Source organism: Nguyenibacter vanlangensis (assembly GCF_013376155.1).
GTDB lineage: Bacteria > Pseudomonadota > Alphaproteobacteria > Acetobacterales > Acetobacteraceae > Gluconacetobacter > Gluconacetobacter vanlangensis.
Map to the genome: position 1 here is coordinate 1 of NZ_JABXXP010000925.1, position 936 is coordinate 936.

The window sequence follows — 936 nt, forward strand, 5'->3', positions numbered from 1 at the left end:
CGGCATGGTGGCTGGCGTGCCCGGCAGCGGCCCTTTCAGCACCGCATCCGCCCGCGCGGCCATCGCGACGTCGCGCGTCAGCGTGCCCAGCGTATCGAAGGAGGGCGCCAACGCCTTCACCCCCGCCAGGGCATAACGCCCGTAAGACGGCTTGAATCCCACGATGCCGCAATAGGAGGCGGGACGCGTCAGCGAGGCCGCGGTCTGTGACGCCAGGCCGATGTCGACCATCCCCGTCGCGACCGCCGCCGCCGAACCGCTGGACGAACCGCCCGGCGTGCGCGACGGGTCGAACGGATTGACCGTGGGGCCGGGCCGGAAGAAAGCGAACTCGGTGGTGACCGTTTTGCCGGCGCACACCGCCCCGGCCGCGCGCAGCAACGCCACGCAGGTCGCGTCCGCCCTGGTGTGGAACCCGTCATAGATGGCCGATCCGTAGCCGGTCGGATAATCCTCGGTGCCGATGATGTCCTTGGCGCCGACGGCAACGCCGGCCAATGGCCCGTCCGGCGCCTGCGCCGCCTCGCGCCGCAGCAGGGCCGGGTCGTGGGCGGAAAACGCGCGGATACCGGCCTCGCAGGCCGCGATGCGAGTCAGGATCCGTTCGGCGCAGTGCCGGGCGGCGTCAGTCATGAGGCATCTCCCATACCGCGAGTGGCAGCATCGCGCCGGTCACAGATCGACCACCAGCAGGGGTGAACGGGCGCGTGAACAGCAGAGTACGATCTGGTCGGTGCGTTCGTCGTCGGTGAGGTACGCGTCGCGATGGTCCGCCTCGCCCTCCAGCATCGTGACGACGCAGGTGCCGCAGATGCCCTGTTCGCAACTGACCGGAACCCGGACGCCCGCCCGCGCCAGCGCGGCGGTGATCGGTTCGTCGCTCCCGACCGTGACCCGCAGGCCGGCCCGAGCGGCCAGGACCTCGAAACCCCGGCC

At 71.2% G+C, this 936-nt stretch carries 2 protein-coding genes; both read right to left on the reverse strand.

The features are described from left to right. Positions 1-633: amidase family protein (locus HUK84_RS20215; RefSeq protein WP_176641795.1), on the reverse strand; the 633-nt coding region annotated here is incomplete at its 3' end. Between the two features lie 39 nt (positions 634-672). Next, on the reverse strand, positions 673-936 hold a 264-nt coding region (locus tag HUK84_RS20220), incomplete at its 5' end, for a 2Fe-2S iron-sulfur cluster-binding protein (protein ID WP_176641796.1).